Source organism: Saccharothrix coeruleofusca, from assembly GCF_014648515.1.
Lineage (GTDB): Bacteria > Actinomycetota > Actinomycetes > Mycobacteriales > Pseudonocardiaceae > Actinosynnema > Actinosynnema coeruleofuscum.
In genome coordinates this window covers 295,651-304,844 of the sequence record NZ_BMRG01000007.1, presented here as the reverse complement: position 1 = coordinate 304,844, position 9,194 = coordinate 295,651, and the positions used below count along the sequence as shown (strand labels likewise).

General features: G+C 74.2%; 9 protein-coding genes. All 9 read left to right on the top strand.

Translation table 11 applies throughout. The annotated features are described in order from the left end of the window. The first annotated feature begins 186 nt into the window (after window positions 1-186). The 9 genes from IEZ00_RS36870 to IEZ00_RS20360 all read left to right on the top strand — a co-directional run bounded on the left by IEZ00_RS36870 (window position 187) and on the right by IEZ00_RS20360 (window position 9,146). Entirely contained in the window at window positions 187-1,245 is a 1,059-nt protein-coding gene (locus tag IEZ00_RS36870; protein WP_229795931.1) for a tetratricopeptide repeat protein, read from the top strand. A gap of 76 nt (window positions 1,246-1,321) precedes the next feature. After that, window positions 1,322-2,119 (top strand): HAD-IIA family hydrolase, encoded by a 798-nt coding sequence (locus IEZ00_RS20395; protein ID WP_306344687.1) that lies wholly within the window; start codon window positions 1,322-1,324, stop codon window positions 2,117-2,119. Window positions 2,120-2,123: 4 nt separating this feature from the next. After that, window positions 2,124-2,297, top strand: coding sequence for a hypothetical protein (locus tag IEZ00_RS20390; protein ID WP_189224862.1), 174 nt, complete (start codon window positions 2,124-2,126; stop codon window positions 2,295-2,297). 4 nt (window positions 2,298-2,301) lie between these two features. Then, window positions 2,302-3,108, top strand: a complete 807-nt coding sequence (locus IEZ00_RS20385; RefSeq protein WP_189224861.1) for a TlyA family RNA methyltransferase — start codon at window positions 2,302-2,304, stop codon at window positions 3,106-3,108. Between the two features lie 41 nt (window positions 3,109-3,149). Continuing rightward, on the top strand, window positions 3,150-4,046 hold the full coding sequence (locus IEZ00_RS20380; protein WP_189224860.1) for an NAD kinase: 897 nt from the start codon (window positions 3,150-3,152) through the stop codon (window positions 4,044-4,046). 38 nt (window positions 4,047-4,084) lie between these two features. Further along, window positions 4,085-5,872: a DNA repair protein RecN gene (gene recN / locus IEZ00_RS20375; protein ID WP_189224859.1), complete on the top strand. Its 1,788-nt coding sequence runs from the start codon at window positions 4,085-4,087 to the stop codon at window positions 5,870-5,872. Next, complete coding sequence (locus tag IEZ00_RS20370) at window positions 5,869-6,615, top strand: hypothetical protein (RefSeq protein WP_189224858.1); 747 nt, start codon at window positions 5,869-5,871, stop codon at window positions 6,613-6,615. Before recN ends, IEZ00_RS20370 begins: the two co-directional genes overlap by 4 nt. A 228-nt stretch (window positions 6,616-6,843) precedes the next feature. Further along, on the top strand, window positions 6,844-8,535 hold the full coding sequence (gene pyrG / locus IEZ00_RS20365) for a CTP synthase (RefSeq protein WP_189224857.1): 1,692 nt from the start codon (window positions 6,844-6,846) through the stop codon (window positions 8,533-8,535). Then, window positions 8,532-9,146 (top strand): NUDIX domain-containing protein, encoded by a 615-nt coding sequence (locus IEZ00_RS20360; RefSeq protein WP_189224856.1) that lies wholly within the window; start codon window positions 8,532-8,534, stop codon window positions 9,144-9,146. The genes pyrG and IEZ00_RS20360 overlap by 4 nt, the downstream gene beginning before the upstream one ends. Window positions 9,147-9,194 lie beyond the last annotated feature (48 nt).

Here is a 9,194-nt window from a genome sequence, read left to right as displayed (position 1 = left end):
GGCTACCAGCGTCGTGATGACCGGCCGCGTTTCGACCGCAGGGACGACCGGCCGCGTGATGACCGTGGCGGCGAGCGTCGCGAGTTCCGCCCGCGCGATGACCGCGGCGGTTACCAGAGCCGGGACGAGCGCGGTGGTAACCAGCGGAGGGACGACCGCGGTGAGCGCCGCGAGTTCCGTCCGCGTGTGGATCGGCAGCGTGAGGACCGTCCGCGTGAGGACCGTCCGCGCTTCAACAAGCAGCGCGACGAGCGCAGCCGTGACCGCGCCGCCCGCTTCCAGGAGCGCGTTGCCCCTGCCGATGAGCAGCAGCCGGTGGCCGAGGAGGCCATCGAGGAGACCCCGGCCCTGACCGAGGCGACCGCAGTCCCCGAGGTCACGGCCGAGGTGGAAACCGAGCTGCCCGCCGATGCGCCGCAGGGGGATCAGCAGGACGACGAGCGCACCGGGACCGAGACCGAAGCCGAGGTCGAAACCCAGGTAGAGGCAAAGACCGAGGCCGAGGACGTCCAGGAGGCGGAGGCTCTCGAGGAGCGCGAGGAGCGTCGCGAGGACAGCGGTGAGGGCATCCGCAAGGGCATTCCCGAGCTGCCCGCCGAAGCCGACATCTCCGCGCTGGCCCCCGAGATCAAGCAGGAGCTGCGCGGTCTGCCCAAGGGCCTGGCCGAGATCGTGGGCAGGCACCTGGCCGCCGCCGGGATGCTGATCGACAGCGACCCCGAGCTCGCGCTGGAGCACGCCCGGTACGCGCGCGGCAAGGCCGCTCGGGTCGGTGTGGTCCGCGAGGCCGCCGGGCTGACCGCCTACCACGCCGGTGAGTGGGCCGAGGCGCTGTCCGAGCTGCGCGCGGCCCGTCGCATGTCGCACGGACCCGGCCACATCGCGGTCATGGCCGACTGCGAGCGCGCCCTGGGCAGGCCGGAGCGGGCCTTGGAGCTGGCGCGCGAGGCGCAGGGGCTGAAGCTGTCCCCGGACGAGTCCGTGGAGCTGCGCATCGTCGCGGCCGGGGCCCGCCGTGACATGGGGCAGCTGGAGGCGGCGGTGGTCGCGCTGCAGGGCGACGACCTCGACCCCAAGCGTCGTAACCCGTGGAGCGCGCGTTTGTTCTACGCCTACGCCGACAACCTGGAGGCCGCCGGGCGCACCGAGGAAGCCGTGAAGTGGTTCCTCAACGCGGCCGAGGCCGACGACGAGGGCGAGACCGACGCCGCCGAGCGGGCGTTCGACCTCAGCCCGCAGGACTGATGACACTGCGGGACTGACGACAGCGCGGGACTGACGACCGCGCAGGAACGACCGACAGCGCAGGACTGGACGACAGGTGGGGGAGACCGTGCTGCTGGCCCGCTACGACGCACTGCTGCTTGACCTCGACGGCACGGTCTACCGCGGGCGGGAAGCCGTGCCCGGCGCGGTGGCCGCGGTGGCCGCCGCGCGGGAGCGCGGCACGGGCATCAGGTTCGTCACCAACAACGCCTCGCGCTCGCCTCGGGAGGTCGCCGAGCACCTCACCGAGCTGGGTTTCGACGCCGCGCTCGACGAGGTGAGCACCAGCGCCCAGGCCGCCGCGACGATGCTGGTGGACCTGGTGCCCGAGGGCTCCCCGGTGCTGGTGCTGGGCACCGACGCGCTGGCCGAGGAGGTCCGGCTGCGCGGGTTCTCCCCCACCCGCGAGGCGGCGGGCGCGGTGGCCGTCGTGCAGGGCCTGTCGCAGGACCTCGGCTGGCGCGAGCTGGCCGAGGCCTGCGTGGCCGTTCGCGCGGGCGCCCGCTGGGTCGCCTGCAACGTCGACGCCACGCTGCCCACCGAGCGCGGCCTGCTGCCCGGCAACGGTGCTCTGGTCGCCGCGCTGCGCACCGCCACCGGTGTCGAACCGCTGGTGGCGGGCAAGCCCGCGACGCCGCTGCTGGAGCAGGCGGCGAAGTCCCTGGGCGCGCAGCGGCCCCTGGTCGTCGGGGACCGGCTGGACACCGACATCGCGGGCGCGGTCAACGCGGGCATGGACTCCTTGCTGGTGCTCACCGGGGTGTCCACCGAGGCCGAGGCGCGGGCGCTGCCCGAGGAGCGGCGGCCGACGTACGTGGCGGCGGACCTGTCGGTGCTGGATCGGCTACCTTGAACCAGTGAGCTTCGAAGTTCCCCTGCCCGGACCGCCGCGCGATCCGGTGGCGGGCATCGATGACGCGCTCGCCGGGCTGGACGGCCTGGAGCGGCTGGACGTCGTCGAGCACGTGGCCCGCTTCGACGACGTGCACACGGCGCTGACCGCGGCCTTGTCCAGCATCGACAAGGTGTGACGAGGTGCCGCGCAGGGCTCGGCTCGACGCCGAACTGGTCCGCCGCGGGCTGGCCCGCTCACGGGAGCACGCCAGCCAGCTCGTGGCCGAGGGCAAGGTGACCGTCCGCGGCACCGTCGCCACCAAGCCCGCCACCGCCGTCGAACTGGACACGGCGCTGGTCGTCCGCGACCACGACGACCCCGGTTGGGCCTCTCGTGGCGCGCACAAGCTGCTGGGCGCGCTGGAGGCGTTCGACGGGGTCTCCGTCGAGGGCAGGCGCTGCCTGGACGCGGGCGCGTCCACCGGCGGGTTCACCGACGTGCTGCTGCGCGCGGGGGCCCGCGAGGTGGTCGCGGCCGACGTCGGCCGCGGGTTGCTGGACTGGCGGCTGCGCACCGACGACCGCGTGGTGGTCAAGGACAGGACCAACGTCCGGTCGCTGTCCCCGGAGGACATCGGGGGCCGGGTTGAACTGGTGGTGGCCGATCTCTCGTTCATCTCGTTGAGGCTCGTGCTGCCCGCACTGGCCAGTTGCCTCGACGAGGAGGGCGATCTGCTGCCGATGGTGAAACCCCAGTTCGAGGTGGGCAAGGAGCGGTTGGGCTCGGGCGGGGTCGTGCGCGATCCCGAGCTGCGCGCGCGGGCGGTGCTGGACGTGGTGGACGCCGCGTCGGCGCTGGGCCTGCGGTTGCACGGCGTGGTCGCCAGCCCGCTGCCCGGCCCGTCGGGCAACGTCGAGTTCTTCGCCTGGCTGCGCCACGGCGATCCCCTGGACGCGGACTCCGCCGCCGCGCTCGTGCGCGAGGCCGTCGCGGAAGGACCCCAGTGAGCGACAGTTCGGTGAGTGGCGGTTCGGGTTGCGGCGGTTCGGTGAGCAGCAGGGAGATCCTGCTGGTCGTGCACACCGGGCGGCGCAGCAACGTCCGGGTCGCGCAGGAGGTGGCCGCGCGGTTCGCCGAGGCGGGGGTGAAGCTGCGGGTGCTGGAGGACGAGGCGCCCGACCTCGACCCGTCCTGCTACGCGCAGGTGGTGCCCGCCGACGACAAGGCCGCCGAGGGCGCGGAGCTGGTGTTCGTGCTGGGCGGTGACGGCACGCTGCTGCGCGCCGCGGAGCTGGCCCGCGCGGCGGGAGTGCCGGTGCTCGGGGTGAACCTGGGCCGGGTCGGCTTCCTGGCCGAGGCCGACTCCGACGCGCTGTTCGAGGCGATCGGGCACGTGATCCAGCGCGACTACGACGTCGAGGAGCGGATGACCCTCGACATCATCGCGGTGCTGGACGGCGAGGTGCTGGAGAGCACCTGGGCGCTCAACGAGGCCAGCGTCGAGAAGAGCATGCGGGAGCGCATCCTCGACGTGGTGGTGGAGGTCGACGGCAGGCCGGTGTCGGCGTTCGGCTGCGACGGCGTGCTGGTGGCCACCCCGACCGGCTCCACGGCCTACGCGTTCTCCGCGGGCGGCCCGGTGGTGTGGCCGGACGTGCAGGCCCTGCTGGTGGTGCCGAGCAACGCGCACGCGCTGTTCTCCCGCCCGCTGGTGGTCTCGCCCGCGTCGGTGGTGGCGCTGGAGGTCGACGCCGGGGGACACCCGGCGGTGCTGTGCGCCGACGGCAGGCGGACCGTCGAGCTGCCTCCGGGGGCTCGGGTGGAGGTCGCGGGCGGCAGCACGCCGCTGCGGCTGGTCCGGTTGCGGCAGGGGCCCTTCGCCGATCGGCTGGTGGAGAAGTTCTCGTTGCCGGTGCAGGGTTGGCGCGGTCCGGCGGCAGGTTGACCGCTCGCGTGTCGGGATCGCCCAGTAGTGTTCGGCCTGTGTTGGCCGAGATGCGCATCCAGGGCCTCGGTGTGATCGACGAGGCCACCCTTGAGCTCGCCCCCGGTTTCACCGTGGTGACGGGCGAGACCGGCGCGGGCAAGACCATGGTCGTCACCGGCCTCCACCTGCTGGGCGGGGGGCGGGCCGAGGCGTCGCGCGTGCGCAACGGCGCCGAGCGGGCGGTGGTCGAGGGCCGCTTCCAGGCCCCGGCGGGCAGCCCGGCGGCGAAGGTCGCCGAGGAGGTCGGCGGCGAGCCCGACGAGGACGGCGCGGTGATCGCGGTCCGCACGGTCGGCGCGGACGGGCGTTCGCGCGCCCACCTGGGCGGCCGGTCGGTGCCCGTCGGCGTGCTGGCCGAGCTGGCCGAGCAGCTGCTGGCCGTGCACGGCCAGAACGACCAGCTGCGCTTGCTGCGCCCCACCGAGCAGCGCGCGGTGCTGGACCGGTTCGCGGGTGACGAGGTGGCCGAGCCGCTGCGCGCCTACCAGAAGGTGCGCGAGGAGTGGCTGCGCGTCGCCACCGAGCTGGTGGAGCGCACCGAGCGCTCCCGCGAGCTGGCCCGCGAGGCCGACCTGCTGCGCCACGGCCTGGCCGAGATCAGCGCGGTGGACCCCAAGCCGGGCGAGGACGTCGAGCTGGTGGACGAGGCGCGCAGGCTGGCCGACGCCGACCAGCTGCGCGAGGCCGCCGCGGGTGCCCAGTACGCGGTGGCGGGCGCACCCGACGGCGATCCCGACACCCCCGGCGCGCTGGGCCTGATCGGCGAGGCGCGGCGCAGGCTGGGCACCTCGGAGGACCCCAAGCTGCGCGACCTGGAGCCCCGGCTGGTGGAGGCGGAGACGCTGCTGGCCGACGTGGGCGCGGAGATCGCCTCCTACCTGGAGCACCTGGACGCCGACCCGGCGCGGCTGGAGCAGGTGCTCGCCCGGCAGGCCGAGCTGAAGTCGCTGACCCGCAAGTACGCCGCGGACGTGGACGGCGTGATCGCGTGGGCGCGGGAGGCGGCCTCCCGGCTGTCCGGCCTGGACACCTCCGACGAGGCGCTGGCGGCGCTGGCCGCGCGGCGCGACGAGCTGGCCGCCGAGCTCGCCGGGTACGCCCGGCAGGTGACCGCCGCGCGCACCGAGGCGGCGCTGGAGCTGGGCCGCGAGGTCTCCGAGGAGCTGACCGGGCTGGCCATGCCGCACGCCACCGTCGAGGTCGTGGTGCGGCCCCGCGTGGCCGAGCAGGGCGACCCGCAGGCGCTGGAGGTCGACGGGCGGCGCCTGCACGCGGGCGTCAGCGGCGTGGACGACGTGGAGCTGCGGCTGATCGCGCACCCCGGCGCGCCCGCGCTGCCGGTGCACAAGGGCGCCTCCGGCGGCGAGCTGTCGCGGGTGATGCTGGCGCTGGAGGTCGTGCTGTCGCACTCCGACCCGGTGCCGACGCTGGTGTTCGACGAGGTCGACGCGGGCGTGGGCGGGCGGGCGGCGGTGGAGGTCGGCAGGCGGCTGGCCCGGTTGGCGCGCAGCCACCAGGTCATCGTGGTCACCCACCTGCCGCAGGTCGCCGCGTTCGCCGATCGGCACCTGGTGGTGGACAAGACCGCCGACGGGGTGCTGACCCGCAGCGGCGTGCGGGTGCTGGACGAGTCGCAGCGGGTGGTCGAGCTGGCCCGGATGCTGGCGGGCATGGACTCCACCGACACCGGGCGCGCGCACGCCGAGGAGCTGCTGGCGGCGGCCAAGGCGGACAAGGAGAACGTGCCCGTGGTGCGGCGCAGGGGGAAGAAGAAGACGACGTGAACCGCGTGGTCCTGGCCGTGGTGGCCCTGCTGGCCGCGGCCGGACTGGCGGTGGTGGGCACCCTGCTGCCGCTGTACACGATGGGCTGGGAGCGCGCGGGCGGGTGGGTCGGTCTGTCCGTCACGTCCTGGGCGGTGGAGTCGGTCGGCCTGGAACTGCCCGAGGAGCTGAGGGCCAGCTCCCGGTTCGGTGTGCCGATCACCGCGGGCGCGGTGCTGCTCGCGGTGGCCGCGGCGCTGCTGGTCGGGCGGCGTCCGGCCCCGGCGAGGCCCGACCCCGCCGAGGGCGAGATCGTCGTCTACGAGCTGCGGCCCGTCGACGCCGAGCCTGCCGGTGAGCCCGACGGCGCGGCCGTGGCGCCCGCAGCGCGACCTGTGGCCCCCGCCGCGCGGCCCCGGCGCGACGGCCTCGCCCGAGCCTTGGCCTTCGGCGGTGCCGGAGTGCTGGTCGGCGCGGTGTGGTCGGTGATCACCGTGGTCACCAACACCCTGGACCAGGGCAGGTCGGCGGGCGGGGCGCCCAGCGAGTGGGAAGCCGGTGACGGCGTGGTGGTGCTCGCCGTCGCCTGCCTGGTCGCCGTCGTCGGCGCGGTGCTGGCGATGGGCGGTGGCGCCGCGCCCGCCTCGGAAGCCTCCGCCGAGCTCGCCGCCGAGTTCCCCGGCGACGACACGCGGACCCCGCCCCACGGCTTCCCTCCCCTCGGAGGTCCGGGAGACGGACCCGATTCACCCGACCGGGCGTAATCGTCCACTGTGGACGGCCTGTTCGTGGGCGGGCATCGCCGCCCTGGCGTTGAATTCGGGGGTTCTGGGCGTTCGACTCGCGGTACCTGGAGGTTCGACTCGCGGGACTAGGCCGTCCGGGTGATCCGCGCTGGGGACTGCGGTGCGCTGGGTGACCGGCGGCGTGTTAGCGTTAGGGCCCGTGGACAGGGCGGTGGCCCTGCGGAATTTCGGACCACGGGAGCCTCGTTGGTGCTTCAGGCACGCACGACCAAGCACGTTTTCGTCACCGGGGGCGTGGCCTCCTCCCTGGGCAAGGGGCTCACCGCTTCCAGCCTCGGCCAGCTGCTGACCTCGCGCGGCCTGCGGGTGACCATGCAGAAGCTGGACCCCTACCTCAACGTCGACCCCGGCACGATGAACCCGTTCCAGCACGGCGAGGTCTTCGTCACCGAGGACGGCGCCGAGACCGACCTGGACATCGGCCACTACGAGCGGTTCCTGGCCCGCGACCTGTCCGGCGACGCGAACGTGACCACCGGCCAGGTCTACTCCGAGGTCATCGCCAAGGAGCGGCGCGGCGAGTACCTCGGCGACACCGTGCAGGTCATCCCGCACATCACCGACGAGATCAAGCGCCGCATCCGGGCGATGGCCGAGCCCGGTCCCGACGGCGTCGCGCCCGACGTGGTGATCACCGAGGTCGGCGGCACCGTGGGCGACATCGAGTCGCTGCCGTTCCTGGAAGCCGCCCGCCAGGTGCGCCACGACGTGGGCCGGGACAACGTGTTCTTCCTGCACGTCTCGCTGGTGCCCTACCTGGCGCCCTCCGGTGAGCTCAAGACCAAGCCGACGCAGCACTCGGTGGCCGCGCTGCGCAACATCGGCATCCAGCCCGACGCCATCGTGTGCCGGGCCGACCGGGAGATCCCGGACGCGCTCAAGCGCAAGATCGCCCTGATGTGCGACGTGGACACCGATGCCGTGGTAGCCGCGGTGGACGCGCCGTCGATCTACGACATCCCCAAGGTGCTGCACGCCGAGGGCCTGGACGCCTACGTGGTGCGCAGGCTCGGGCTGCCGTTCCGGGACGTCGACTGGACCGTGTGGGGCGACCTGCTGGACCGGGTGCACAACCCGGCGGAGAAGGTGCGCATCGCGCTGGTGGGCAAGTACGTCGACCTGCCGGACGCCTACTTGTCGGTGACCGAGGCGCTGCGCGCGGGCGGGTTCGCCCACCGCGCCAAGGTGGAGATCGCGTGGGTGCCCTCCGACGAGTGCAAGACCGCCTCCGGCGCGGCGCACGCGCTGGCGGGCGTGGACGCGGTGCTGATCCCCGGCGGCTTCGGCGTGCGCGGCATCGAGGGCAAGATCGGCGCCATCACCCACGCCCGCACCAGGGGCATCCCGCTGCTGGGCCTGTGCCTGGGGCTGCAGTGCATGGTCATCGAGGCGGCGCGCAACCTGGCGGGCATCGAGGACGCGAACTCCACCGAGTTCGAGGAGACCGGCTCGCCGGTCATCAGCACCATGGCCGACCAGGAGGACGTGGTGTCCGGGCAGCGCGACATGGGCGGCACCATGCGCCTGGGCGCATACCCGGCCAAGCTGATCCCCGGCTCGCAGGTGGCCAGGGCCTACGGCGCCGACGAGGTCTCCGAGCGGCACCGGCACCGCTACGAGGTCAACAACGCCTTCCGCGACCGGCTGGCGCGGGCCGGGCTGGTGTTCTCCGGCACCTCGCCGGACGGCAGGCTGGTGGAGTTCGTCGAACTGCCCGCCGACGTGCACCCGTTCTTCGTGGCCACCCAGGCGCACCCGGAGCTGAAGAGCCGTCCGACCAAGCCGCACCCGCTGTTCGCCGCGCTGGTCAAGGCCGCGCTGGACTACCGGCTGGCCGACCGGCTGCCGCTGCCCGAGACCGCCGGGGCGGCCCAGTGACCAGGCACGAGTTCCAGACCGTCGCCTCGCGCGACGTGCACGTCGGCAAGGTCGTCGCGCTGCGGGTGGACGAGGTGGCCATGCCGGGCGGCGGCACGGCGCGGCGCGAGGTCGTGGAGCACCTGGGCGCGGTGGCCGTGGCGGCGGTGGACGACGACGGCGCGGTCACCCTGATCCACCAGTACCGGCACCCGCTGGGCAAGCGGATCTGGGAGCTGCCCGCCGGACTGCTGGACGCGGGCGACGAGACACCCCTGGCCGCGGCCCGGCGCGAGTTGGCCGAGGAGGTCGGCCTGGCCGCCACCGACTGGGTGACGCTGGTGGACGTGGCCGCTTCGCCCGGTTTCACCGACGAGGTGGTGCGGGTGTTCCTGGCCCGCGGCCTGACCGAGGTGGACCGGGAGGCCATGGGCGAGGAGGAGGCCGACCTGGAGGCCCGGCTGTTCCCGCTGGACGAGGCGGTGGCGATGGCGCTGGCGGGCGAGATCGTCAACGGCGCCGCCGTCGCGGGCCTGCTGGCCGCCCAGGCGGTCCTGGCGGGCCGGGCCACCCCGCGCCCCGCCGACGCCCCCTTCACCGACCGCCCCACCAAGTTCGCCTCGCGTTCCTAGCCCAAGGCCGCCCGGCCACCAGCCGGGCGGCCCACCACGCCCGCCCCC